This is a genomic window from Pseudomonas pohangensis, assembly GCF_900105995.1.
Classification (GTDB): domain Bacteria; phylum Pseudomonadota; class Gammaproteobacteria; order Pseudomonadales; family Pseudomonadaceae; genus Aquipseudomonas; species Aquipseudomonas pohangensis.
Genome location: NZ_LT629785.1, coordinates 638,959 through 662,658 on the forward strand (window position 1 = coordinate 638,959; position 23,700 = coordinate 662,658).

General features: G+C 61.2%; 23 protein-coding genes. 14 read left to right on the forward strand and 9 right to left on the reverse strand.

All coding sequences use genetic code 11. The features are described from left to right. Positions 1–124: 124 nt before the first annotated feature. From cobA to BLT89_RS03090, 5 genes are all read left to right on the forward strand, one after another. Positions 125–892 (forward strand): uroporphyrinogen-III C-methyltransferase, encoded by a 768-nt coding sequence (gene cobA / locus BLT89_RS03070; protein WP_090193040.1) that lies wholly within the window; start codon positions 125–127, stop codon positions 890–892. A gap of 228 nt (positions 893–1,120) precedes the next feature. Next, positions 1,121–2,164 carry an inorganic phosphate transporter gene (locus tag BLT89_RS03075; RefSeq protein ID WP_090193041.1) on the forward strand — a complete coding sequence of 348 codons (1,044 nt, stop codon included), beginning with the start codon at positions 1,121–1,123 and terminating at the stop codon, positions 2,162–2,164. 8 nt (positions 2,165–2,172) lie between these two features. Then, the gene (locus BLT89_RS03080) at positions 2,173–2,817 is read left to right on the forward strand and encodes a DUF47 domain-containing protein (protein WP_090193042.1); all 645 of its coding nucleotides are present in this window, start codon (positions 2,173–2,175) and stop codon (positions 2,815–2,817) included. Between the two features lie 276 nt (positions 2,818–3,093). Continuing rightward, the gene (locus tag BLT89_RS03085) at positions 3,094–4,005 is read left to right on the forward strand and encodes an SDR family oxidoreductase (protein ID WP_090193043.1); all 912 of its coding nucleotides are present in this window, start codon (positions 3,094–3,096) and stop codon (positions 4,003–4,005) included. A gap of 108 nt (positions 4,006–4,113) precedes the next feature. After that, positions 4,114–4,881: a crotonase/enoyl-CoA hydratase family protein gene (locus BLT89_RS03090; protein ID WP_090193044.1), complete on the forward strand. Its 768-nt coding sequence runs from the start codon at positions 4,114–4,116 to the stop codon at positions 4,879–4,881. 217 nt (positions 4,882–5,098) lie between these two features. Here the strand turns inward: BLT89_RS03090 and BLT89_RS03095 are convergent, their stop codons facing one another. The 3 genes from BLT89_RS03095 to BLT89_RS03105 all read right to left on the reverse strand — a co-directional run bounded on the left by BLT89_RS03095 (position 5,099) and on the right by BLT89_RS03105 (position 7,637). Next, positions 5,099–5,677, reverse strand: a complete 579-nt coding sequence (locus BLT89_RS03095) for a cob(I)yrinic acid a,c-diamide adenosyltransferase (protein ID WP_090193045.1) — start codon at positions 5,675–5,677, stop codon at positions 5,099–5,101. Positions 5,678–5,750: 73 nt separating this feature from the next. Beyond that, on the reverse strand, positions 5,751–6,662 hold the full coding sequence (locus BLT89_RS03100) for a putative 2-dehydropantoate 2-reductase (RefSeq protein WP_090193046.1): 912 nt from the start codon (positions 6,660–6,662) through the stop codon (positions 5,751–5,753). A 9-nt stretch (positions 6,663–6,671) separates the two neighbouring features. Continuing rightward, positions 6,672–7,637 carry a GGDEF domain-containing response regulator gene (locus BLT89_RS03105; RefSeq protein WP_090193047.1) on the reverse strand — a complete coding sequence of 322 codons (966 nt, stop codon included), beginning with the start codon at positions 7,635–7,637 and terminating at the stop codon, positions 6,672–6,674. Between the two features lie 147 nt (positions 7,638–7,784). On the opposite strand from BLT89_RS03105, the gene BLT89_RS03110 reads away from it, so the two are divergent. Together BLT89_RS03110 and BLT89_RS03115 are read left to right on the forward strand one after the other, a co-directional pair. After that, positions 7,785–8,264 carry a YajQ family cyclic di-GMP-binding protein gene (locus BLT89_RS03110; RefSeq protein WP_090193048.1) on the forward strand — a complete coding sequence of 160 codons (480 nt, stop codon included), beginning with the start codon at positions 7,785–7,787 and terminating at the stop codon, positions 8,262–8,264. A 118-nt stretch (positions 8,265–8,382) separates the two neighbouring features. Next, positions 8,383–9,231, forward strand: coding sequence for a mechanosensitive ion channel family protein (locus tag BLT89_RS03115; RefSeq protein ID WP_090193049.1), 849 nt, complete (start codon positions 8,383–8,385; stop codon positions 9,229–9,231). A gap of 28 nt (positions 9,232–9,259) precedes the next feature. Here BLT89_RS03115 and BLT89_RS03120 read toward each other — a convergent pair whose 3' ends face one another. Both BLT89_RS03120 and BLT89_RS03125 read right to left on the reverse strand, forming a co-directional pair. After that, entirely contained in the window at positions 9,260–10,813 is a 1,554-nt protein-coding gene (locus tag BLT89_RS03120; RefSeq protein ID WP_090193050.1) for an AmpG family muropeptide MFS transporter, read from the reverse strand. A 30-nt stretch (positions 10,814–10,843) separates the two neighbouring features. After that, positions 10,844–11,227: an MGMT family protein gene (locus BLT89_RS03125; protein ID WP_090193051.1), complete on the reverse strand. Its 384-nt coding sequence runs from the start codon at positions 11,225–11,227 to the stop codon at positions 10,844–10,846. Here BLT89_RS03125 and BLT89_RS03130 point away from each other — a divergent pair. After that, entirely contained in the window at positions 11,226–12,221 is a 996-nt protein-coding gene (locus BLT89_RS03130) for a DUF481 domain-containing protein (protein WP_090193052.1), read from the forward strand. The genes BLT89_RS03125 and BLT89_RS03130 overlap by 2 nt on opposite strands. Positions 12,222–12,264: 43 nt before the next feature. Here the strand turns inward: BLT89_RS03130 and BLT89_RS03135 are convergent, their stop codons facing one another. After that, the gene (locus BLT89_RS03135; RefSeq protein ID WP_090193053.1) at positions 12,265–13,023 is read right to left on the reverse strand and encodes an SDR family oxidoreductase; all 759 of its coding nucleotides are present in this window, start codon (positions 13,021–13,023) and stop codon (positions 12,265–12,267) included. Between the two features lie 103 nt (positions 13,024–13,126). On the opposite strand from BLT89_RS03135, the gene BLT89_RS03140 reads away from it, so the two are divergent. The 4 genes from BLT89_RS03140 (at position 13,127) to groL (ending at position 16,580) form a co-directional block, all read left to right on the forward strand. After that, positions 13,127–13,870, forward strand: a complete 744-nt coding sequence (locus BLT89_RS03140) for a HugZ family pyridoxamine 5'-phosphate oxidase (protein ID WP_090193054.1) — start codon at positions 13,127–13,129, stop codon at positions 13,868–13,870. A gap of 65 nt (positions 13,871–13,935) precedes the next feature. Continuing rightward, entirely contained in the window at positions 13,936–14,382 is a 447-nt protein-coding gene (locus tag BLT89_RS03145) for an FxsA family protein (RefSeq protein ID WP_090193055.1), read from the forward strand. 186 nt (positions 14,383–14,568) lie between these two features. Continuing rightward, entirely contained in the window at positions 14,569–14,862 is a 294-nt protein-coding gene (locus tag BLT89_RS03150) for a co-chaperone GroES (protein ID WP_090193056.1), read from the forward strand. Positions 14,863–14,927: 65 nt separating this feature from the next. Further along, positions 14,928–16,580 (forward strand): chaperonin GroEL, encoded by a 1,653-nt coding sequence (gene groL, locus BLT89_RS03155; RefSeq protein ID WP_090193057.1) that lies wholly within the window; start codon positions 14,928–14,930, stop codon positions 16,578–16,580. Positions 16,581–16,766: 186 nt separating this feature from the next. Here groL and BLT89_RS03160 read toward each other — a convergent pair whose 3' ends face one another. Further along, a complete protein-coding gene (locus tag BLT89_RS03160) occupies positions 16,767–20,228 on the reverse strand; it encodes an indolepyruvate ferredoxin oxidoreductase family protein (RefSeq protein WP_090193058.1) in 3,462 nt (1,153 codons plus the stop codon). Between the two features lie 198 nt (positions 20,229–20,426). Here BLT89_RS03160 and BLT89_RS03165 point away from each other — a divergent pair, with 198 nt between their 5' ends. Then, complete coding sequence (locus tag BLT89_RS03165) at positions 20,427–20,894, forward strand: Lrp/AsnC family transcriptional regulator (RefSeq protein ID WP_090193059.1); 468 nt, start codon at positions 20,427–20,429, stop codon at positions 20,892–20,894. A gap of 172 nt (positions 20,895–21,066) precedes the next feature. Continuing rightward, complete coding sequence (locus BLT89_RS03170; protein ID WP_090193060.1) at positions 21,067–21,966, forward strand: DMT family transporter; 900 nt, start codon at positions 21,067–21,069, stop codon at positions 21,964–21,966. A gap of 6 nt (positions 21,967–21,972) precedes the next feature. Here the strand turns inward: BLT89_RS03170 and BLT89_RS03175 are convergent, their stop codons facing one another. Both BLT89_RS03175 and yaaA read right to left on the reverse strand, forming a co-directional pair. Beyond that, complete coding sequence (locus tag BLT89_RS03175; RefSeq protein WP_090193061.1) at positions 21,973–22,803, reverse strand: SDR family oxidoreductase; 831 nt, start codon at positions 22,801–22,803, stop codon at positions 21,973–21,975. Between the two features lie 72 nt (positions 22,804–22,875). Beyond that, positions 22,876–23,658, reverse strand: a complete 783-nt coding sequence (gene yaaA, locus BLT89_RS03180) for a peroxide stress protein YaaA (RefSeq protein ID WP_090193062.1) — start codon at positions 23,656–23,658, stop codon at positions 22,876–22,878. Positions 23,659–23,700 lie beyond the last annotated feature (42 nt).

Consider the following 23,700-nt stretch of genomic DNA (forward strand, 5'->3'; position numbering starts at 1 on the left):
ACGCAGAGCGTCCCGGATCGGTTCCCACGCTGGAGCATGGGAACCATCAGAGCCGTAGGGTGGGTTAGCCGCAGGCGTAACCCGCCAACCGGCCCGCAGGGCCGGCAATGAGGAGAAACACAGGATGAACGGAAAAGTCTGGCTGGTCGGTGCGGGTCCGGGTGATCCGGAGCTGCTGACATTGAAGGCGGTGAAAGCCCTGGCCCAGGCCGAGGTGGTGATGATCGATGATCTGGTCAATCCGCAAGTGCTCGAGCATTGCCCGACAGCGCGGGTGATCCGCGTGGGCAAGCGCGGCGGCTGCCGTTCGACCCCGCAAACCTTTATCCATCGACTGATGCTGCGTTATGCGCGGCAGGGCAAGTGCGTGGTGCGTCTGAAGGGCGGTGATCCGTGCATCTTCGGTCGCGGCACCGAAGAGGTGGACTGGCTCAGTCAGCACGGGGTACCGGTGGAGCTGGTCAACGGTATTACCGCAGGTCTGGCCGGAGCCACCAGTTGCGGCATCCCGCTGACCCTGCGCGGGGTGGCGCGGGGCGTGACGCTGGTGACCGCCCACACCGAAGACGACAGCAGCCTGAACTGGGCGGCGCTGGCCCAGGGCGGCACCACGCTGGTGGTGTACATGGGCGTGGCCAAGCTGAGCGATGTGCGTGACAGCCTGCTGGCCGGTGGCATGCGCGCTGCTATGCCGGTGGCGATGATCGAGAATGCCTCGCTGCCGGAACAGCGCACCTGTTACAGCGATCTGCAGCAGATGCAGCAGGCCGCGCTGGATTTTCAACTGAAAAGCCCGGCAATCCTGTTGATCGGCGAGGTGGCCGGGCGCTCTGCTGCGACTGCCAGCGGTCTGCTTGAGGAACTGAGGGTAGCGCCAGTGCGCATGGCCTGAGGGTGCTGGCAGCAGCCCGCGCCAGGCAGTACGGGCTCGTGGTTTGCCAGCTATCGATAGCTCCGGCTAACTGCTGCGCGCTTGACGTGCATCAACTGGCATTCTCTGCTCCCGATAGAGACTTCTGCCGGTAACTCTTCCGGCATGCCTTGCAGCTGGAGTGCCGCACATCTACAAAAACAATACAGGGGCAACCGGCTTTGGCGTCTGGCCGGGCCCGGAATTTACATGGACATTCTTGTCGTACTGGCCCTGGCAACCGTCTGCGTGACCCTGGTGTTTGACTACACCAACGGTTTTCACGATGCGGCCAACATAGTCGCCACCATGATTGCTTCGCGCGCCATGCGGCCTGCCCAGGCTGTGGTGTTGGTCGCGGTTTTCGAGTTTCTCGGCCCGCTGCTGGGTGGAACGGCGGTGGCCAATACGATTGGCAAATTTGTTGATCTGGACGGGCTTGAGCCGCAACTGGCGCTGTCCATACTGCTGTGCGGCCTGCTGGGGGCGATCAGCTGGAACCTGATTACCTGGTGGAAGGGTATTCCTTCTTCTTCATCCCACGCGCTGGTCGGAGGGCTGGCGGGTGCTGTAGTGATTTCTGTCGGTACGGATCATGTGGCCTGGGGCTTTGCCGGGCTGTTGCATGGTCAGCTGACGGGTGTGACCAAGGTTTTGCTGGCGCTGTTGCTGTCACCGCTGCTGGGTTTCTGGGTGGCGTTTTTCATCCACAAGCTGATGGCGCGTCTGCTGGCTGGTGCCAGGCCGAAGATCAACCGCGATTTGCGCCGGGCGCAGTTTTTCACGGCCGCCTGGCTGGCCTTTTCCCATGGTGCCAATGATGCCCAGAAGAGCATGGGCATCCTCACGCTGGTGCTGCTGCTGGGCGGCTTCATTGACAGTTTTGCCGTGCCGTTCTGGGTCATGCTGGCCTGTTCCCTGGCCATTACGCTGGGCATCATGTCGGGCGGCTGGCGGATTGTGCGGACCCTGGGTTTTGCCATTTACAAGGTGCGTCCGTTGCACGCGATTGATTCGCAGATCACCTCGGCGGCAGTGATTTTCGGCGCGTCATTCATGGGTGCCCCGGTTTCGACCACCCATGTGGTGGCCACCTCGATAATGGGTATCGGTTATGCCGAACGCCCCAAGGCGGTACGCTGGGAAAAAGCGCGTGAAATTGCCCAGACCTGGGTGATCACCATTCCCTGTGCCGCGCTGATGGGCATGCTGTTCTGTGTTCTCTATCAGGCCGTTCAACAGTTAGTTCAATGAGGTTTTCCATGTCCAGAAACCCGGGTCACGCGCTGATTGCACGGATATTTGATCGGGTGCTGCCCAAAGCCCCGGATTTTTTCCATATGCTGGCCACGCAAAGCGCGAAGGTGGCTGAAACTGCCGAGTTGCTGGTGCGCTTCATGCAAACCAATAGCGCGGAACTGGCTGCGCAGATCAATGCGGACGAGCACGCTGCCGACGATATCAAAGTGGCCAATATCCATATCCTCAACGAGGCGTTTTCCACGCCGATTGACCGCGAAGACATTTACCGGGCGATCACCAACCTTGATGAAATCGTCAATTACTGCAAAGACACCGTGAATGAAATGGCGGCGCTGGAGGTTGAGCCGGATCGTTTCACCCAAGGCATGGCCGAGCTGCTGCTGGTTGGTGCCAGCGCCTTGCGCAAGGGCTTTGGCCGGCTGGGCAAGCATACCGCGGCAGCTTCCGACGATGCCGAGGTGGCGCGCAAGGCCGAGCGCGCAATCGACTACCTTTACCGCGATGCCCTGGCTGCCCTGTTTCAGGGGGACAACTACATCCAGATGTTCAAGAAGCGCGAGATTTACCGGCATCTGACCAATGCCGCCGAGCGCATGGCGCATTGCGCCAGCACCCTGCATGACATTGTGGTGAAAATGGTTTAGCCCGGAGCCATGCTCAATGTCCGTAGTGCCCGGGTGATTACAACTGGTCGCTGCACTCTCGCCTTGCCTGCGCTGCGCCGGGGCCTGCCGGATATCTGCTGGTGCAGGGCATGTAGCGCCACAGGCAGCCGGGCCTGATTGTTCCGGGCAGATCATCTGTGAGCGTTATTGCCGGCTATTCAGCGCGGAATCCGGCATTGCCCGCACGCGTGCGTCCGTGGAAACTGCTCTGCCAGTCAGTTGATTCTTTTGCGGTGAAACAGGGGAGTAGTGCACATGAGCGAAGCGGTCGGGTTTGAAGGCAAGGTGGTAGTGGTCACTGGCGCCGGTGGTGGTCTTGGTCGCGCCCATGCGTTGCTGTTTGCCAGCCACGGTGCGCAGGTGGTGGTGAATGATCTGGGTGGCAGCACCCAGGGCGAAGGGGCCAATGCTTCGGCTGCCGACAAGGTGGTGGCGGAAATTCGTGCCGCCGGCGGCACGGCCGTGGCCAACCATGACTCGGTGACCGATGGTGACAAGATCGTGCAGAACGCGCTGGATGCTTTCGGTCGCGTCGATGTGCTGGTCAACAACGCCGGCATCCTGCGTGACAAGAGCTTCCTCAAGATGGAAGACACCGACTGGGATCTGGTCTACAAGGTGCACGTCGAGGGCGCCTACAAGGTGACCCACGCTGCCTGGCCGCATCTGCGTGAACAGAACTACGGACGGGTGATCTTTACCGCTTCGACTTCGGGCATCTACGGCAACTTCGGCCAGGCCAACTACGGCATGGCCAAGCTCGGGCTGTATGGCCTGACCCGCACCCTGGCGATCGAGGGGCGCAAGAACAATATCTTCGTCAATGCGATTGCCCCGACCGGTGCCACACGGATGACCGATGGCCTGTTTCCGGCGGAAATGTTCGAACAGCTCAAGCCAGAACTGGTCAGCCCGCTGGTGGTGTACCTCGGCAGTGAAGCCTGTCAGGAGACGGCCGGGCTATTTGAGGTCGGCGGTGGCTGGATGGGCAAGGTGCGCTGGGAGCGCAGTCTGGGGCTTGGCTTTGATCCGCAGGCCGGTTTCAGCCCGGCAGATGTAGCCGCCAACTGGCAGCAAATATGCGACTTCGACGGCGCCGTGCATCCGCAGGACAATATGCAGGCAATGCAGCAGATGATCGCCAATCTGCAGCGCTTTGCCCGCTGAACCACTGGCCAGCGGCTGGTGCCCCCTCGCCCCTTTGGGGAGAGGGTTGGGCAGAGGGGCTTGGCAGCTGCATGACCTGTCCTGCCTGGGTAATTCGAGGAGGTAGGTATGTCGGTATTGATCGAGAAGAACGGTCCGGTCACCACGATCATTCTTGATCGTCCGCAGGTGCGCAACGCGGTGGACCGGCCGACTGCCGAAGCGCTGGCAGCGGCGCTGCGTGCGTTCGAAGCCGATGCGCAGGCGCGGGTTGCGGTGCTCACCGGTAACGCCGGTACCTTCTGTGCCGGGGCCGATCTGGCCGCAGTGGCTGAGGACGGTGCGCGGCGCAACCGGCTGGAAGTCGAAGGTGACGGTCCGATGGGGCCAAGCCGCATGAGTCTGGGCAAGCCGCTGATTGCGGCCATCGAAGGCTATGCGGTGGCCGGTGGACTGGAGCTGGCGCTGCTGGCGGATCTGCGCGTGATGGCCAGCGATGCGGTGCTCGGGGTGTTCTGCCGGCGCTTCGGCGTACCGCTGATTGATGGTGGCACGGTGCGTTTGCCGCGCATCATCGGTCAGGGCCGGGCGCTGGATATGATCCTCACCGGCAGGCCGGTACAGGCCGAAGAAGCCCTGCAGATGGGTCTGGTCAATCGGGTGGTGGCGCCGGGTGCGAGCCGTGCGGCTGCCGAACAGCTGGCCTCAGAGATTGCCGCCTTTCCGCAACGCTGCATGCTCGCGGACCGTGCCAGTGCCTACGCACAATGGTCGTTGCCGTTTGCCGAGGCGCTGGCCAACGAATTTGCCGGCGGCCTGAAGGTGCTGGAAAGCGGCGAAACCCTGGAAGGGGCCAGCCGCTTCAAGGCCGGGCAGGGTCGTCACGGCAAGTTCTAGTGGCTGTACCGTGTTGAGGGGGCGGCGACCCGCCGCGAAAGTGCTTGCAAATAGTACAAAAACTCGCGCCGGGGGCGACGCTCTCACGGCTAGAGCTGGCCTGTCTGGTACATGTTGGACAAAGTGTAGGGTGGTCTTCAGCCCACCAAGGGCCTGACTTCGTGACGGTGGGCTGAAGCCCGCCCTACGCAACAGGGCCTACAACACTAGCCAATAATCAGTCGGGTTTTTCAGCTTCCTGCCAGAGTATCTCGGCGATGCCCTGACGTTTGGCGATCAGCCGCGAGGCAACGAAGAGCAAGTCGGAAAGCCGGTTCAGGTAGGCCAGCAGCGTCGGCCGCAGGGCTTCCAGTGCATTCAGTTGCTGGCAGCGGCGTTCAGCGGTGCGCGCCTCGCTGCGGCAGACATGGGCTTGCGCGATCAACCGCGAACCACCGGGCAGGATGAAATTCTGCAGCGGCCCGAGTTCTTCGTTCCAGCGATCGATTGCCTGTTCCAGTTGCCCGATATGTGCCGCGGTGACGGCCTGGTAATCCGGCATGGCCAGTTCGCCGCCGAGATCGAACAGGCGGTGCTGGCAGGGTGCGAGTACCTGCTGCAATTCGGCCAGCGCCGGGCAGGCTGGCAGTTGCAATTGCAGCTCTGCCAGCAGCAGTCCGAGCTGGCTGTTCAGGCTGTCGACCTCACCCATGGCTTCCACGCGCGGATGATCCTTGCTCACCCGCCGGCCGTCAGCCAGACCGGTTTCGCCCTGGTCGCCGGTTCGCGTGTAGATTTTCGACAGTCGTTGTCCCATGGGTTTTGGCCTGTTGCTGGTAGTGATCTGGCTGCGCAGGGTAAAGGATCGGGCGCAAATGTTCAGCAGCGATTCAGTCGTCGGGCAGGCCCAGGACTAACAGCTGGGCGCGCAGGCGCTGCTGCAGCGCGTCAAGTTGTGGCACCGGCAAGCCGCGCTGATGGGCCTGGGTACAGGCATGACCGAGCAGGTAGCGGATCTCGGTGCGTTGCCCGCGCTGGACATCCTGCAGCATCGAGCACTGGTTGCTGGCCGTGGCGCGGATGATCTGTTCAACCTCGGCAAACAGCCCGGCAGCACTTGAGCTTCCCGCGCACTGCTCGAGCAGGGTGACGAGTTCAAGGCACAGGCCGTGCACTTCCTGCAGATGTTCCAGCAGCCCGCCGTTGCGGCAGGCGTGCAGCACGCAGAGTGGATTGATTGCGCAATTGACCGCCAGCTTGCGCCACAGGCGCTGGTCAATCGAGGTGGTCCATTGGTGGGGGATGCCGGCTTGCTGCAGTTCATTCAGCCAGTCCGGAGGGGCCGGGTTGTGCGGATCGCCGAGCCAGTTCTGCCCTGCTCCGGCGAAGTTCACCGAGAAGCTGCCATCGCGAAAGGCACCCTCGGTGCTCGACAGCAGGATGCAGCGTGCCTGGGGGATCTGCGCGGCAACTGCGGCCTGGCTGCCCAGACCATTCTGCAGCAGCAAGACATCGGCGCCATCAACCAGACGCTGGGCGATGCTGGCGATGGCGGTTTCGGCGTCGTAGGCCTTGCAGGCGAGGATCAGGCGGCGAATCGGTTCATCGGTTGCCGCGGTTTGCGCGGACAGGGCAACCGCTGTGCTCTGCTGCTGACGGGTAATGGCGATTGTGCCTGCTTGCAGAAAACTATCCAGGCTGGCCTGGTTGCGCAGGAGCAGACTGGTCGGCAGGCCGCTGGCGGCCAGACGGCCCGCCCAGAGCAGGCCCAGACTGCCTGCGCCGAGAACATGCCAGGACATCGGTTGCGATCAGGCCGGCAGCGGTAGACGCAGTGCTGTGACCCGACCGGAGTCATAGGAATCTGGCAGGATTTTTTCGGCAAGCTGCAGCAGGTCGTCAACCTTTTGCGGCAGGGCTTTCTTGTCCATGCCGACCAGGGCAATACCGGCCTTGAGGCTGACAAAGCCCTCACTGGTTTTGAAAGCTTTCAGATTCAGGCCGTCATGCAGGCGCTTGAAGCTGCTCGGTGAACACTCGCTGAGGTTCTCCAGCACGGTCAACAGCCCGAAGTGATGGTCATCAATGCACACCAGAGTGTCCATCGGGCGCACCAGTTGTTGCAGCCGGCGCGCCACGCAATGCAGCAGTTCTTCCTGGAAGCCCGGGCCGTGCTGGTTTTGCAGTGCGGGAATATCTTTCAGGCCGATCAGCAGATAACACATGGCACCGCCGCGCGACTCGATCTGGCGCAGGCTGTCCGACAGGCGCTGTTGCAGGTAGCGCAGGTTGCCGAGTCCGGTAACCGGTTCGACCAGATTGCGTTGTTCGAGGTTGGCGACATTACGTGCCAGCAAGCGGTTGCTTTGCAGCAGGCGCTGCAAGGTGTGGCAGAGGCGGTCGGCGGCGTAAATGCGTGGCAGCAGTTGCTCGTGCATCACGGCCTTGTTGATGAAGTCGTCCACGCCGTGCTCGAAGGCTTCGCCGAGTACGTTGTCGCCTTCACGGCCGGTAAGCAGAATCACGTAGGTGTAGTGTTCGGTGGTTTCATCCAGCTGGCGAACCTGCTCGGTCAGCTGGAGACCGTTGACATCGGGCATCAGCCAGTCGGCGAGGAGCACGCTGGCAGGCCGTTTTTCCAGCAGGCCGATTGCTTCCTTGGCACTGCTGGCGAAGCGCACATCCTGGTAGCCGGCATTGTTCAGCTCCCGGCCAATCACTGCGCTGGAAAATTTGGCGTCATCCACCACCATTATGCTGAGATGGGTGTTCTGCATTAAACGCTCGCTAGCCTGGTGGGTTGGCTGCAGTCCATTGCCGCAGCGGTTAGTTGTCTGCACAGTTATAATGAACCCACCCCCATACCGCAAGCTAGGTGGTGTCCGCCTGTAGGGCGTGACATGCCGCTCATCTGGAGAAAATTTATGCCATCGTTTGACGTGGTGTCCGAACTGGACCTGCATGAAGTCACCAACGCGATTGATAACACCGCCAAGGAGCTGGAGCGTCGCTATGACCTGCGCGGCAAGTGCAGTCTGGAATACAAGGAAAAAACCGCAACGCTGACGGCCGAGTCGGATTTCCTGCTGGAGCAGATGCGGCCGATTCTCGAGCAGTCGATGGTCAAGCGCAAAATCGACCTGAAATGCCTCGAATACAAGGACGCCTATCCGTCGGGCAAGGTGATGAAACAGGAAGTGCTGTTGCGCGAAGGTATCGACAAGGAACTGGCCAAGAAAATCGTGGCGCAGGTCAAGGATGCCAAGTTGAAAGTACAGGCGGCGATCCAGGGCGAGCAGGTGCGCATTACCGGCAAGAAGCGCGACGACTTGCAGGAAGCCATCGCCTTGCTGCGCAGCAAGGAGCAGGGCATGCCCCTGCAGTTCACCAATTTCCGCGACTGAGTCGCGTGCGCCGGATTGCGGCAGTGGTGGTTACGGCCGCTGCCCCGGTCCCGTCAGGTCACACCGGAACATCATCCCTTGCCGGGGCTGATAGATTCGGCTTTGTTGAATTCAATCAATGGATAAGGAGTTTTTCGTGGAGTTGTTGAGTCTGGAAAATGTAATGAAGATGTCCCAGGACTGGTTGCCGCTGTTGCTCAATTACGCGGGCAAACTGACCCTGGCGTTGCTCACCCTGCTGCTCGGCTGGTGGCTGATCAATATGCTGGTGCGCAAGGTGGGCCGGACGCTGGACGGGCGTGAGGTTGATCGGGCCCTGCATGGTTTTATCGGCAGCCTGGCAAGCATCGTGCTGAAGATATTGCTGCTGGTCAGTGTGGCCTCGATGGTGGGCGTGGAGACTACCTCGTTCATTGCCGTCATCGGCGCTGCCGGCCTGGCAGTAGGTCTGGCGCTGCAGGGCAGTCTGTCGAACTTTGCCGGTGGCGTGCTGATCATGGTGTTTCGCCCGTTCCGGATTGGCGACTGGATCGAGGCGCAGGGTGTGGCAGGATCGGTCGACAGTATCCAGATATTCCATACCACGCTGAAAACCGGCGATAACAAGGTGGTTATCCTGCCCAACGGCAGCCTGTCGAATGGGCATATCGTCAATTATTCACGGGAAGCTTCTCGCCGCGTCGACATCAATGTCGGCATCGATTACGCCAGCGATATCAAGCAGGCACGTGCCGTTCTGCTGCAGATTGCGGCCGATCCGCGGGTGCGCAGCGAGCCGGCCCCGGCGGTGATGGTTACCGGGTTGGGCGATAACGCTGTCAACCTGCAATTGCGCGTCTGGGTGGCAACGGCGGATTTCTGGGCGGTGAACTTCGACTTTATCGAACAGGCCAAAGAGCAACTCAGCGCCGCCGGTATCGGTATTCCCTTCCCGCAGCGGGTGGTGCACCTGGTGCAGGCCGGCTAAGCGTCTGGGCGCAGCCTTGAACGCGGGTTCAGGGCTGCTCCGGCTCCGGGAGCACTTTTGCGTCAGGCAAGCGACTGGCCAATACACGCTCGCGTCGCCATTGCAGCAGAATCAGCAGCAGGGTCGGAATACCCAGTAGCGCGGTGAGGCTGAAGAAGTCGGCATAACCGACACGCTCGACCATGGTGCCCGAGTAGCCGCCCAGCAGCCTTGGCAGCAACAGCATGATCGAGCTGAGCAGGGCGTACTGGGTCGCGGAAAACTTCAGGTTGGTCAGGCTGGAGAGATAGGCCACGAAAGCCGTGGTGGCCAGGCCCGAGCTGAAATTGTCGAAACAGATGGTGACGATCAGCATCTGCACATCGGCGCCCATGCCGGACAGCATGGCGAACAGCAGGTTGGTGGCCGCCGAGGCAATGCCGCCGAGGAACAGAATCGGCATGATGCCGAAGCGCACGATCAGCAGGCCGCCCGCGCCAGCGCCGAACAGGGTCATGAACAGCCCGAACAGCTTGCTGATACTGGCGATCTGGTCCTTGCTGAAGCCCATGTCGATATAGAACACGTTGGCCATCACGCCCATCACGGTGTCCGACATGCGGTAGGTCGAGATCAGGCCGAGCATCAGCAGTGCCTGCCAGCGATAGCGCTGCACGAAGTCACTGATCGGTGTGAGTACCGGTGCCAGACCGCGGCGACCGAATGCCGACAGGCACAGGCCGGTGAGCAGGGTATACATCAGGGCACGCAGAAACGGCCGGTCATTCATCAGCAGGTCGACCAGGCCTGCGCTCTCGGTGGCCAGGCTGTGCCAGTCGCTGCGGTAGAACTGGGTGAACATCGCGGGCACGGAAATCAGCAACACAATCAGCACTATGACCGAGATCAGCTGGTGCTTGATGCCGAAGCTCATGGCGGCTTGCTGGGTTTTTTCCGGTACATTCGGCTCGCGGATCAGCAGGCTGCAGATGATCGCCGGCATCATCAGCATGGCGAACAGCAGGTAGGTGCCGGCCCAGGCGCTGTACTGATAAGTGGGCGAGCTGGCGCCAAACCAGTCGGCGAAATACAGCGCACCGGCCGTGGCGAACAGGGCGGCAATCCGGTAGCCGGCCATGTAGGTGGCTGCCAGCGCCGCCTGGCTTTCGTTCTCGGCAATCTCCAGCCGGTAGGCATCGACCGCAACGTCCTGGGTGGCCGATGCAAAGGCCACCAGCACGGCCAGGCTGATCAGCATGCTCAGGCTTTCCTTGGGATCGCACAGCGCCATGCCCGCCAGGCCGATGGCGACCAGACTCTGCGACAGCACCAGCCAGGAGCGCCGGCGGCCGAGGCGACCCAGTATCGGCAGGCGCCATTGATCGAGCAGCGGTGACCAGACCCACTTGAACGCATAGGTCAGGCCGATCAGGCTGGCGAAGGCAATGGTTTTCAGATCGACGCCGCTTTCCCGCAACCACACCGACAGGGTGGAAAATACCAGCATGTACGGCAGGCCGGCGGCAAAGCCGAGCAGCAACAGGGCAATGGAGGCGGGACTGGAGTAGATTTTCAGCGCATCGCGCCAGGAGTGAGTCGGCATCAGGGCTTGATTCTGAACAAAGAGCCAACTTTACCCGTTCAGCGGGGTTGGATGCCACCCATGCAGCCGCATGTTGACCCGGTCATTCGTCAGGCTGATGCCTTCCTCGCGCAGCCTTAGCCGCTGCTCAACGCCGGATGGACAGTCCGGGCCCAGTCCGGGGCGGCCCGAGGCGGTGATCACCCGATGCCAGGGCAGGCTGGTGCCTTGAGGCAGCTGTGACAGGGTCCGCGCCGCCCAGCGCGCGCCGCGTGGCACGCCGGAGATTGCCGCCAGTTGCCCATAGCTGAGCACCTTGCCGGCAGGAATGCTGGCCAGAGTCAGATACAGGGCTTCCCGGCGCTCTGCGCTGCTTGCCAGCGACAACCCGGGACGGGCATGCTCTGCGGTTAATTTCGGAGTTGAATTCTGCATGCGCTGGCAAAACCTGTGGCTGTTGTTGTGCTGTGTCGGCTTGCCGGCTGCCGCCGATACCGTCTGGCTGAAGAATGGTGATCGCCTGACAGGTGACATAGTGCTGCTGGATGGCGGCAAACTGGCACTCAAGACCAAGTATGCCGGAAGAGTGCTCATCGACTGGAAGGATATCGCCACGCTGAACTCGTCAAAACCTCTGCTGGTCAAGCAATCAGGTTTCGAGCAGGAATCCAGCCGCCAGCTACAGGCGGCGGATAATGGCAAGGTCAAGGTGATTAATGGCGATAGCCGCGAAGTGGCTTTGAGCGATATTCAGCAGTTGATTCCGCCGCGTCCGCTGCTCGAGGATCTGGTCTGGGAAGGCAACGCCGATCTGGATCTGGATATGGATCGCGATGACAACAATACCAACAATTTTTCAGTGTCCGGGGATAGCCGTGTTCGTCATGGCCTCTGGCGGCACGTGCTTGATGGTGAATATGAGCGCGAAAAGGAAAACGGTGAAGAAACCGAAAGCAATTGGCAAGCCGAGTATGACCTGGACCGTTTTTTTACGCAGCAATGGTTCGTGCGTGGCAGTGTTTCCGAACTGCGTGACGATTTCGGCGATATCGAGCGCCAGAGCCTGTATGGCCTCGGGCCAGGCTATCAGTTCTGGGATAACGAACTGGGACGCTTTGATCTGATTGGCCAGTTGGGTCGTGGCAAAGTCAGAAGTTCCAAAGGTGATATCGAATTTGATGCTTATTCGGGCGAGTGGGATTACAAGCGGGTTTTCTGGGGATCGCGCATGGAGTTCTTCAGCACAGCACAAATAGTCATGCCGACAGAAGGCCAAATCGATTATGTGTTTGATGGCGAGGCCGGCTTGCGCTATCGCCTGAATGAATGGGCGCGCCTTTCGCTGCTCTATGAGTTGGATCAGGTCGGCGGCTCGAGAGAGTCCGGGTCTGAAGAGCATTACACACTGGGAATGGGGGTCGCCTGGTAGCAGGGCCCCTGCTGCGTGGGCAGCCGGGGCTTATGCCGGCAGATTACAGACGCGCGCCGCCATCCAGCTCCAGAATACGACCGGTGTAGTAGTCGTTTTCCATGATGTAGGCCACCGAGTGGGCAATCTCGGCCGGCTTGCCCATGCGCTGCAGCGGAATGGTCGCAGTGACTTTGGCCAGGACTTCCGGGCGCATGCTGCCGGTCATCTCGGTTTCGATAAAGCCCGGCGCTACGCCCGCCACGCGGATGCCGTAACGCGCCAGTTCCTTGGCCCAGACCACGGTATCGGCGGCCACGCCCGCCTTGGCGGCGGAGTAGTTGGCCTGGCCCATGTTGCCGGCTCGGGAAATCGAGGAAATGTTGACGATGGCGCCCTGATTCTTCAGTTCGATCATCTTCGCTGCCACTTCACGGGTGCAGAGGAATACGCCGGTCAGGTTGACGTCGATCACCGCTTGCCACTGGGCCAGCGACATTTTGCTCATTTCGCCGTCCTTGACCTTGATGGTCAGGCCGTCACGCAGGATGCCGGCATTGTTGACCAGACCGTTGATCGCACCGAAATCTGCGGCGACCTGGCTCACCATGTGGATGACCTGTTCTTCATTGGCGACATTGCACAGATAGGAACGTGCTTCTGTGCCAGCGGCCTGACAGGCAGCAACTGCTTCATCGAGACGTTCCTGGTTGAGGTCAACCAGCGCCAGCCTGGCGCCTTTGGCGGCCAGATACTCGGCCATGGCACGGCCAAGACCCTGGCCGCCTCCGGTGATCACGATGACTTTGTCTTTCAATTGCATTTGCTTATCCCCTGAAGGTGTGGATTGCTGTACCGGTGTCGGCCCCCAGGCAGGGAACCGACGCTGGTCCGTGTATGACGATTTTCTTTCAAGGAGTCACAAGGTGAACTCGAAGGCCGCAAAGCATGCCCGAGAATTGCTGCTCAAGGAATACCGGGGGGTACTTTCTACGCACTCCAAAGCCATGCCGGGCTTCCCGTTTGGCTCGCTGGTGCCGTATTGCCTGGATGCCCATGGCTGGCCGCTTCTTTTGATCAGCCGGATCGCCCAGCATACGCATAACCTGCAACTGGACTGCCGTTGCTCGCTGCTGGTCGGTGAGCGGGCGGCGGTGGATGTGCAGGCCGCCGGGCGGCTGACCCTGCTGGCCGAGGCGCGGCAACTGGTCGATCCGCCAGCCATCGAGGCTGCTGCAGAGCGCTATTACCGCTACTTTCCGGATTCAGCGGATTACCACGAGGTGCATGATTTCGATTTCTGGCAGTTGCAACCGGTGCGTGCCCGCTATATCGGCGGTTTTGGCGCCATTCACTGGCTGGATCAGGTGACGCTGGGCAATCCGTTTGAGCGTGCGGCTGAAGCCTCGATGGTGGAGCATATGAACAGTGACCATGCGGCGGCTATCGGCCATTACGTAAAACTTGCCGGGTTACCGGAGAATGCCCCGGCCGAACTGGTCGGGATCGACAGCGAAGGCTTTCATCTGCGTATCGGCCAGGCTCTGCACTGGCTGGAGTTTCCCCAGCCCTGCAGCACCGCAGGTGCGGTGCGTCAGGCGCTGGTAGCGCTGGCCGGTGCAGAGCGCTGGCCTGACAGTCAGGCGACCAGCGGTCAGTGCCTGACTTGAATTGTTCTGCGCTAACCTTCATCTAACCCGTTACGGATGCGCAGCATCCTTCAAGGATTTTTCTGATGTTTTTCTTGTTATTCCTCGTGTTCCCCTTTCTTGAGCTGGCGCTGCTGATCAAGGTAGGCGGGGTCATTGGCGTATTGCCGACGCTGCTGCTACTGATAGTTTCGGCCGTGCTCGGCAGCACCTTGTTGCGCGTCGCCGGGCTGGCCACTGCCTTGCGTGCGCGGGAAAAACTGGCCCGCGGCGAGGCGCCCGAGCGGGAAATGCTCGAGGGCATGCTGGTTGCACTTGGCGGAGGTTTGCTGATCCTGCCGGGATTCATCAGCGATGTAATCGGTCTGCTGTGTCTGCTGCCGTTTACCAGGCGCCTGATCCTGCGCCGCCTGCTGGCGCGGATCGAGGAGCAGGCCATGCGCCAGCGGGCATTTGCCGATGATTTGCAGGCGCGCAATGCGCCCGAGCGTCCCAATGTCATCGAGGGCGAGTTCGAGCGGCGTGACCAGTAAAAAATATCGCTGCAGCCCTTGAAATCGCTTTCGACACCCACCATCTACTGATCACCGCAAGGTGCTTGCCGTTCAGGCAAACAGACTTCGCAGTGTGCGTTGCATGCTGCAACCGGCGCCGCCGGACTCAAGAAAACCGTCAGTGCCGGGCACTGGCGCATCATCAACACTAGGGAGATATCGATAATGAAGCTTCGTCCACTGCATGACCGCGTCGTTATTCGTCGCAGCGAAGAAGAAACCAAGACTGCCGGTGGCATCGTGCTGCCTGGCTCGGCTGCCGAGAAGCCGAATCGTGGGGAAATCGTCGCTGTAGGCGCCGGCCGTGTGCTGAAAAGCGGTGAAGTACGCCCTGTCGCCGTGAAAGTGGGTGACAAGGTGGTATTTGGCCCTTATTCCGGCAGCAACACCGTCAAGGTTGACGGCGAAGACCTGCTGGTGATGAGCGAAAGCGAAATCCTGGCTGTCGTTGAAGACTGATAGCCGGTTTTACGACATCGTCGCAATGAATTCTGTTCTACGAAACGAATTGAGGAATACCGATCATGGCTGCAAAAGAAGTTAAATTTGGTGACTCCGCACGCAAGAAGATGCTGGCTGGCGTAAACGTCCTGGCTGACGCGGTCAAAGCTACCCTCGGCCCGAAAGGCCGTAACGTGATCATCGAGAAGAGCTACGGCGCTCCGACCATCACCAAGGATGGCGTATCCGTTGCCAAGGAAATCGAGCTGAAGGACCGCTTTGAAAACATGGGCGCCCAGCTGGTCAAGGACGTCGCCTCGCGCGCCAACGATGACGCCGGTGACGGCACCACCACTGCTACCGTACTGGCTCAGGCCATCGTCAACGAAGGCCTGAAAGCCGTCGCTGCCGGCATGAACCCGATGGATCTCAAGCGCGGCATCGACAAGGCGACCATCGCCATCGTGGCCCAGCTGAAAACCCAGTCCAAGCCTTGCGCCGACACCAAGGCCATCGCCCAGGTGGGTACCATCTCCGCCAACTCGGACAATTCCATCGGCGACATCATTGCCGAAGCCATGGAAAAAGTCGGCAAGGAAGGCGTGATCACTGTTGAGGAAGGTTCGGGTCTGGAAAACGAACTGTCGGTCGTTGAAGGCATGCAGTTCGACCGTGGTTACCTGTCGCCGTACTTCATCAACAAGCCGGACACCATGGTTGCCGAGCTGGAAAGCCCGCTGATCCTGTTGGTCGACAAAAAGATCTCCAACATCCGTGAACTGCTGCCGGTGCTCGAAGCCGTGGCCAAGTCCGGTCGTCCGTTGCTGATCGTTGCCGAAGACGTTGAAGGCGAAGCCCTGGCGACTCTGGTAGTGAACAACATGCGCGGCATCGTCAAGGTTGCTGCGGTCAAGGCACCGGGCTTCGGCGATCGCCGCAAAGCCATGCTGCAGGACATCGCTGTTCTGACTGGCGGTACCGTGATCTCCGAAGAAATCGGTCTGAGCCTGGAAGGCGCCACTCTGGAGCATCTGGGTAACGCCAAGCGCGTGATCCTGAGCAAGGAAAACACCACCATCATCGACGGTGATGGCGTGCAGAACGACATCCAGGCCCGTGTACTGCAGATCCGCAAGCAGATCGAAGACACCACGTCCGACTACGACAAAGAGAAGCTGCAAGAGCGTCTGGCCAAACTGGCTGGCGGTGTTGCCGTAATCAAGGTCGGCGCCGGTTCCGAAGTGGAAATGAAAGAGAAGAAAGCCCGCGTTGAAGACGCCCTGCACGCTACCCGTGCAGCCGTTGAAGAAGGCGTGGTACCTGGCGGCGGCGTGGCCCTGGTGCGCGCTTTGCTGGCCATCAGTGAGCTGAAAGGCGACAACGCCGATCAGGACGTTGGTATCGCGCTGCTGCGTCGTGCCGTTGAAGCGCCGCTGCGCCAGATCGTTGCCAACTCCGGTGACGAGCCGAGCGTAGTGGTCGACAAGGTCAAGCAGGGTACCGGCAACTTCGGCTACAACGCAGCGACCGGTGAATACGGTGACATGATCGAGATGGGTATTCTCGATCCGGCCAAGGTAACCCGCTCTGCATTGCAGGCCGCTGTGTCCGTAGCCAGCCTGATGATCACCACCGAAGCCATGATCGCCGAGATTCCGGAAGACAAGGCCGCTGGTGGCGGCATGCCGGATATGGGCGGTATGGGCGGCATGGGTGGTATGGGCGGCATGATGTAAGCCGACCAGCCTCGCTGTTCAACAAAACCCCCGCCTCGTGCGGGGGTTTTGCATTTTGAGGTCGGCAAAGTTCGGCCCGGTTTTTCTGCAGGTCAGCGAACACCGGGCAGGTGCTCCCGGGCGGGTGTTTCTGCTGAACTGGCGGGTAGCGGAGCCAGCCAGCTGGCTCCGCTAGTGAACAGCAGCTCAGGCCGCCGGCTCGCACAGTTGCACTGTCGCGATCTCGCTGGCCAGCAGCCGTGCCTTGAGCTGCTCGGCCTGTGCGCGGGCCTTGATTACCGAATGCTCCTTGACGTGACCGTAGCCGCGAATCTGTTCCGGCAATTCAGCCAGCGCTACTGCGGTTCGGTAGTTGTCCGGGCGCAACTGCTTGAGCAGCAGCTCGATCAGTGCCTCGTACTCGCCGATCAACGCCTGCTCGAGCTTGCGTTCGGGGCTGTGGCCGAAGGGGTCGAACAGCGTGCCGCGGAGGAACTTGAAGTGCGCCAGCAAGCCGAAGGCCTTGAGCATCCACGGGCCGAACTGGCGTTTGCGTGGCTGTCCGCCGGCATCGGTCTGGCTCAGCCAGGATGGCGCCAGGTGGAACTGCAGGCGGTAATCACCGGCAAACTGTTCCTGTAGTTGCTGGATAAAGCTGCCGTCGCTGTACAGCCGGGCGACCTCATATTCGTCCTTGTAGGCCAGCAGCTTGAAGTAGTAACGCGCGACCGCTTTGCTCAGCGCCTGATCGGCACCCGGGTCAGCGGCACTGACCCGCTGCACCAGTGCACGATAGCGCGCGGCATAACGTCCATTCTGATAAGCGACAAGTCGCGCTGCGCGGTCGTCGAGCAGTTCGTCCAGGGTCACGCAAGGCGCCTTGACTGGCGTCGGCTGCGCCAGCTTTTCCACCGCAGGCAGATCGTGGGCAGCGCGGCGGCCCCAGAGGAAGGCTTGCTGGTTGAGCGCAACGGCCACGCCGTTGAGTTCGATGGCCTTGGCGATAGCCTCGGCGGAAACCGGTAGCAGACCTTGCTGGTAGGCGAAGCCGAGCATGAACAGATTGCTGGCGATGCTGTCGCCGAGCAGGCGGGTAGCCAGGTGGGTAGCGTCGACGAAATGGCACTTGCCTTCGCCCACCGCTTCGATCAGCGCCTCACGCATGGCTGCGCCGGGTATCTGCGCATCCGGGTTGCGGGTGAACTCGGCGGTGGCGGCTTCATGGCTGTTGATCACCGCGTGGGCGATCTTGTCATTCAGCTTGGCCAGGGCTTCTTCGCTAGCGGCGACCACCAGGTCGCAGCCAACCAGCAGGTCGGTCTCGCCGGCAGCAATGCGCACGGCGAAGATGTCGTCCTGTTTGGCCGCGATGCGGATATGGGTAATCACCGGGCCGAATTTCTGCGCCAGTCCGGCCTGATCGAGCACGCTGCAACCCTTGCCTTCCAGATGTGCGGCCATGCCCAGCAGCGCGCTGGCGGTGGTCACGCCCGTGCCGCCGACACCCGGCATCAGGATGTTCCACGGTCGTTGCAGACTTGGCTGGCGCGGCTCCGGCAGGGCCACGAACAGTGCCTTGGCACCCAGCGCCTCGGGCTTGCGCAGGCTGCCACCGTGCACGCTGACGAAGCTCGGGCAGAAACCCTCGACGCAGGAAAAGTCCTTGTTGCAGGAGTTCTGGTCGATCTCGCGCTTGCGCCCCAGTTCGGTCTCCAGCGGCAGCACCGACAGGCAATTGGATTTGACCCCGCAGTCGCCACAACCTTCGCACACCGCCGGGTTGATGAACACGCGCTGCTGCGGATCGACCAGCTTGCCGCGCTTGCGCCGGCGACGTTTCTCGGTAGCGCAGGTCTGGTCGTAAATGAGCACCGAGCAGCCCTTGAATTCGCGCAGCTCGCGCTGCACGGCGTCCAGCTCACTGCGGTGGTGGAAGGTCACTATCGGCGCGAAGGTTTCGCGGCTCGGGTACTTTTCCGGCTTGTCGCTGACCAGCGCAATGCGTTTCACCCCTTCGGCGAACACCTGCTGGCTGAGCTGGTCGACGCGCAGCTCGCCATCGATCGGCTGGCCACCGGTCATGGCCACCGCATCGTTGTAGAGAATCTTGTAGGTGATGTTGACGCCGGCGGCCACGGCGGCGCGCAGGGCCAGTTGGCCGGAGTGGAAATAGGTGCCGTCGCCAAGGTTCTGGAAGATGTGCGGAGTGTCGGTGAAGGGTGCCTGACCGATCCAGGTCGCGCCCTCGCCACCCATCTGGGTAAAGGTGTCGGTGTTGCGATCCATCCACTGGGTCATGTAGTGGCAACCGATGCCGCCCTGGGCGCGACTGCCATCCGGCAGTCTGGTCGAGGTGTTGTGCGGGCAGCCGGAGCAGAAATGCGGGGTGCGCAGGGTGTGGTGCCGGGGCGCGGCCAGCGAAGCTTCCTTGGCGGCGAGGAAGTCCAGGCGTTCTTCGATGGTTGCGCTGCAGTAGATCGGCGCCAGACGCCTGGCAATCACCCGGGCAATCATCGCCGGGGTCAGCTCGGAGAGGTTCGGCAGCAGGGACGTGCCGCCCTCGTCGAACTCGCCGACCACCCGTGGGCGTTTTTCCACCGGCCAGTTGTACAGCTGGCCGGTGACCTGATCTTCGATGATGCTGCGTTTTTCCTCGACCACCAGAATCTCGTCCAGCCCCTGGGCGAACTCATGCACCGATACCGGTTCCAGCGGCCAGCTCATGCCGACCTTGAGCACGCGCAAGCCAACCTGGGCACAAAGCGCTTCGTCCAGCCCAAGGTCTTCCAGGGCCTGGCGCACGTCCAGATAGGACTTGCCGGTGGTGATGATGCCCAGCCGTGGGTTCGGCGAATCGAGCATTACCCGGTTCAGCTGGTTGGCGCGGGCGAAGGCGCGCGCGGCGTAAATCTTGTAAGTGTTGAGGCGGGCTTCCTGGGCCAGCGGCGGGTCCGGCCAGCGGATGTACACACCATCTTCGGGCAGCACGAAGTCCTCGGGAATCTTCACCGTGACCCGCAACGGATCGACCTCGACCACGGCGGAGGAGTCGACGTTCTCGGCGATGGTTTTCAAGGCTACCCAGCAACCGCTGTAACGCGACAGTTCCCAGCCGATGATTCCGTAATCGAGCAGCTCCTGAACGTCGGCCGGATTGAGTACCGGGATCGACGCGGCGATAAACGCATGCTCGCTCTGGTTGGCGATGCTCGACGACTTGCAGCCATGGTCATCGCCGGCCAGCAGCAGCACGCCGCCATGCTCGGAGACCCCGGCCGAGTTGCCGTGCTTGAACACATCGCCACAGCGGTCCACCCCCGGCCCCTTGCCGTACCACATGGCAAACACGCCGTCGTAACGCGCACCGGGAAACAGGCTGGTTTGCTGGCTGCCCCATACCGAGGTGGCGGCCAACTCTTCGTTAACCCCGGGCTGGAAGTGGATGTTATTGGCCTGCAGGAAGGTCTTGGCTTCCCACAGGCTCTTGTCCAGATTGCCCAGTGGCGAGCCGCGATAGCCGGAGATGAAACAGGCGGTGTTCAGGCCGTTGGCCGTATCGCGTTGCTTCTGCAGCATGGGCAAGCGCGTCAGCGCCTGGGTGCCGGTGAGGTACAGGTGTCCGGTGGCAAGACTGTACTTGTCATCCAGATGAATTTCGGCCAGAGACATGCGGGCGCTCCTCTTGTGGGTATCGAGAGCTGCGCGGGCACCGGTTAATGCCTGCGCGGTCGGGTTGCCGGCAGGATCACTGCATGCAACAGCTGAACAAGAATAGGATCGAGCGGTTGCGCTTTTCTTTCTTTTTCAGGTTGAAACGGCAATGTTTTGCATGTCTTATTCAGTAAAGCTGAAATACGGGAATTATTCATGCAGGACAGTCTGAGCCCCATTGATCGCAAGATTCTGCGCCTGCTGCAGCGCAACGCCGATCTGTCTGCGGCCGAGGTGGCAGAAAAAGTCGGGCTGTCCCAGTCGCCGTGCTGGCGGCGAATCAACCGTATGCAGGAAGAAGGGCTGATCGAACGCAAGGTCGCCTTGCTTAATCACAAGAAGCTCGGCTTCAGCATCACCGTGTTTGTCGACATCAAACTGTCGGCCCATGGCCGCAGTCACCTGCAGGAGTTCGAGCAGGCGGTGGTCGGTTATCCGGAGGTGCTGGAGTGCTACACCATGGCCGGTGGCTCGGACTACCTGTTGAAGGTGGTGGCCAAGGATATGACCGGCTACGAGCGCTTCCTGCGCGACCACCTGCTGCAACGCCCGCACGTGCAGGAAGCGCATTCGCATATCGCCATGAGCGAAGTCAAACGCACCAGCGAACTGCCGCTGGATTGAATGCGCAGGTGTGCGGTTGACTGCTTGCCTGGCCGTCGGGTATCGGTAGCGCTGCTGCCGGAATGCATGCGGGCTTGACTGAGCGGATCACGGCTCCAGCCAAACGCAAGATTTTGCAAGCGCTAACAGGTGGTTTGCTGCCAGACTGGCGGCAATTTTCCGGAGTCGTGGCATGAATCTGTCGCTGTATTTGCTTACCGTACTGATCTGGGGCACCACCTGGATCGCCCTCAAACTTCAGCTGGGCGAGGTGGCAATTCCGCTGTCGATTGCCTATCGCTTTGCGCTGGCGGCGCTGGTGCTGTTCGTGTTGCTGCGCCTCAGCGGAAAACTGCAGGTACTCGGTCGTCGTGGCCAGCTGTTCTGCCTGCTGCAGGGTCTGTGCCTGTTCTGTCTGAATTTCATGTGTTTCTACACTGCCAGCCAATGGATACCCAGCGGGCTGGTCGCGGTGGTGTTTTCCACGGCCACTTTATGGAATGCACTGAATGCGCGCTTGTTCTTCGGCCGGCGGCTTGCGGCCAATGTGCTGTGGGGCGGCCTGTTCGGTCTGGGCGGCCTGAGCCTGCTGTTCTGGCCCGAACTGGCTGACCATACCGCCAGCCGCGAGACCCTCCGGGGGCTGGGCCTGGCCCTGCTGGGCACGCTGTTTTTCTCGGCCGGCAACATGCTGTCCAGCGTGCAGCAGCAGGCCGGTCTGCGTCCGCTGAGCACCAATGCCTGGGGCATGCTTTACGGGGCGCTGATTCTGGCCGGCTACTGTGTGGTGACGGGGGTGCCGTTGAGCTTCGACAGCTCGCCGCGCTATCTGGGTTCCCTGTTGTACCTGGCGATTCCCGGCTCGGTGATCGGTTTCACCGCTTACCTGACGCTGGTCGGGCGCATGGGGCCGGAACGTGCGGCGTATTGCACGGTGCTGTTTCCGCTGGTGGCGCTGAATATCTCGGCGGTGCTGGAGGGCTATCAGTGGACCCTGCCGGGCCTGCTCGGGCTGCTGCTGGTGATGCTGGGCAATGTGCTGGTGTTCCGTCAGCCGCGGCCGGTACTGGCCGCAGCGCAACTGGCGCCCTGAGCAGGCTTACAGCTTGCGGTTCAGACCGAAGCGCTTGGTCAGAGCCTTTTCCAGCAGGCCCTGAGGCAGCAAGCGCGCCATCAGCGGCAGGCTGTGGCTGCCATGGCCAAGGCGCACCAGACGTTTGCGCGGTGAGCGCTGCACAGCCCGTAGCAGTTGCCGGGCAAACTCGGCAGCCGGTGTGGGTTTTTCCTGAGAGACATTCGCCCGTGTGCGGATGCCGTCGCGTAGCGGCCACCAGGGCGAAGACTCGTTGATCAGCTGCTCCGCATGCTGGCTGGCGTTGGCGCCAAAATTGGAGGCAATCGCTCCCGGCTGCACTTCCATTACTTCGATGGAGAAGGGCGCCAGCTCCATGCGCAGCGCATCGGATAGTGAGTGCACCGCTGCTTTCGAGGCACAGTAGGCGCCGGCAAACGGGGTGGTCAGCACCCCGGAAACGCTGCCGATATTCACCACCAGCCCCTTGCTCGCACGCAGCAACGGGAAGCAGGCGCGGGTCACGCCGACCAGCGAGAACAGGTTGGTTTCGAACTGCTGACGCATGGCTTCCACGCCGCCGTCGAGCAGCGGGCCGATACCGCCGTAGCCGGCGTTGTTGATCAGCACATCCAGCCGGCCGGCTTCGCTACTCAGACGCTCGACCATCTGCCCGATCACCCGGGCATCGTTGACATCCAGTGCCACTCCCCGGAATCCCGCTGCGTTCAGTTGCTCGAGGTCTGCGGCTTTGCGGGCACCGGCCCAGACCTGATACCCGGCGGCCTTGAAGGCATCCGCCAGCGCCCGGCCGATACCGCTGGAACAGCCACTGATTAGAACGACGGGGAGAGGCATGCTTGCTCCTATTTGAATTGCGATGAATGTGATGCGTGTCGGGCGGCAACACATAACGATGAAGGGTATTGATCACACATCTTGCGGATGGTCGCGCAGGAACACCAGTTTGTCGGCGCTGGACTGCTCTGCGCTGTAGCGATAACCCTGCGCATCGAATTGCTGCAGGGCAACGGGATCGCGCAGCTGATTTTTGATCACGTAGCGCGCCATCAGGCCACGGGCTTTTTTGGCGTAGAAGCTGATGATCTTGTACTGGCCGTTTTTCAGGTCTTTGAATTCGGTTTCGATGACCCGCGCATTCAGCACCTTGCGCTTGACCGAACTGAAGTACTCATTGGAGGCCAGATTGAGCAGGATGTCATCGCCCTGTTTGGCCAGCGCCTGGTTCAGCCAGCTGCTGATGCGCTCGCCCCAGAACTCATAGAGGTTCTTGCCGCGCGGGTTGGTCAGTCTGGTGCCCATTTCCAGGCGGTAAGCCTGCATCAGGTCGAGCGGACGCAACAGGCCATACAACCCGGAGAGCATGCGCAGGTGCTGCTGGGCGAAGTCGAAATCCGCTGCGCTGAAGTCCTCGACCGCCAGGCCGGTATACACATCGCCCTTGAATGCCAGCAGCGCCTGCCGTGCGTTGTCTGTAGTGAAGGGTGTCTGCCAGCTGCCGTAACGGGCGGCGTTCAGTCCGGCCAGCGGATCGGAGAGTTTCATCAACTTGCCGATTTGCGCGGGGTTGAGCTGGCGCAACTGCTCGATCAACAGCTGTGCCTGATCGAGATGTTCGGGCTGGGTAAAGCGTGTGGTAACCGGTTCCGAGTCGTAGTCCAGCGTCTTCGCCGGGGAAATCACCATCAACATGCAAGTGTCTCGCAGGGTTTGTTTGGAATTGACTGCACTAAC

Excerpts from the sequence above, each read along its gene's own strand:
- cobA (WP_090193040.1), top strand. The coding sequence starts at position 125 with ATGAACGGAAAAGTCTGGCTGGTCGGTGCGGGTCCGGGTGATCCGGAG.
- BLT89_RS03075 (WP_090193041.1), top strand. The coding sequence starts at position 1,121 with ATGGACATTCTTGTCGTACTGGCCCTGGCAACCGTCTGCGTGACCCTG.
- BLT89_RS03080 (WP_090193042.1), top strand. The coding sequence starts at position 2,173 with ATGTCCAGAAACCCGGGTCACGCGCTGATTGCACGGATATTTGATCGG.
- BLT89_RS03085 (WP_090193043.1), top strand. The coding sequence starts at position 3,094 with ATGAGCGAAGCGGTCGGGTTTGAAGGCAAGGTGGTAGTGGTCACTGGC.
- BLT89_RS03090 (WP_090193044.1), top strand. The coding sequence starts at position 4,114 with ATGTCGGTATTGATCGAGAAGAACGGTCCGGTCACCACGATCATTCTT.
- BLT89_RS03095 (WP_090193045.1), bottom strand. The coding sequence starts at position 5,677 with ATGGGACAACGACTGTCGAAAATCTACACGCGAACCGGCGACCAGGGC.
- BLT89_RS03100 (WP_090193046.1), bottom strand. The coding sequence starts at position 6,662 with ATGTCCTGGCATGTTCTCGGCGCAGGCAGTCTGGGCCTGCTCTGGGCG.
- BLT89_RS03105 (WP_090193047.1), bottom strand. The coding sequence starts at position 7,637 with ATGCAGAACACCCATCTCAGCATAATGGTGGTGGATGACGCCAAATTT.
- BLT89_RS03110 (WP_090193048.1), top strand. The coding sequence starts at position 7,785 with ATGCCATCGTTTGACGTGGTGTCCGAACTGGACCTGCATGAAGTCACC.
- BLT89_RS03115 (WP_090193049.1), top strand. The coding sequence starts at position 8,383 with ATGGATAAGGAGTTTTTCGTGGAGTTGTTGAGTCTGGAAAATGTAATG.
- BLT89_RS03120 (WP_090193050.1), bottom strand. The coding sequence starts at position 10,813 with ATGCCGACTCACTCCTGGCGCGATGCGCTGAAAATCTACTCCAGTCCC.
- BLT89_RS03130 (WP_090193052.1), top strand. The coding sequence starts at position 11,226 with ATGCGCTGGCAAAACCTGTGGCTGTTGTTGTGCTGTGTCGGCTTGCCG.
- BLT89_RS03125 (WP_090193051.1), bottom strand. The coding sequence starts at position 11,227 with ATGCAGAATTCAACTCCGAAATTAACCGCAGAGCATGCCCGTCCCGGG.
- BLT89_RS03135 (WP_090193053.1), bottom strand. The coding sequence starts at position 13,023 with ATGCAATTGAAAGACAAAGTCATCGTGATCACCGGAGGCGGCCAGGGT.
- BLT89_RS03145 (WP_090193055.1), top strand. The coding sequence starts at position 13,936 with ATGTTTTTCTTGTTATTCCTCGTGTTCCCCTTTCTTGAGCTGGCGCTG.
- BLT89_RS03150 (WP_090193056.1), top strand. The coding sequence starts at position 14,569 with ATGAAGCTTCGTCCACTGCATGACCGCGTCGTTATTCGTCGCAGCGAA.
- groL (WP_090193057.1), top strand. The coding sequence starts at position 14,928 with ATGGCTGCAAAAGAAGTTAAATTTGGTGACTCCGCACGCAAGAAGATG.
- BLT89_RS03160 (WP_090193058.1), bottom strand. The coding sequence starts at position 20,228 with ATGTCTCTGGCCGAAATTCATCTGGATGACAAGTACAGTCTTGCCACC.
- BLT89_RS03165 (WP_090193059.1), top strand. The coding sequence starts at position 20,427 with ATGCAGGACAGTCTGAGCCCCATTGATCGCAAGATTCTGCGCCTGCTG.
- BLT89_RS03170 (WP_090193060.1), top strand. The coding sequence starts at position 21,067 with ATGAATCTGTCGCTGTATTTGCTTACCGTACTGATCTGGGGCACCACC.
- BLT89_RS03175 (WP_090193061.1), bottom strand. The coding sequence starts at position 22,803 with ATGCCTCTCCCCGTCGTTCTAATCAGTGGCTGTTCCAGCGGTATCGGC.
- yaaA (WP_090193062.1), bottom strand. The coding sequence starts at position 23,658 with ATGTTGATGGTGATTTCCCCGGCGAAGACGCTGGACTACGACTCGGAA.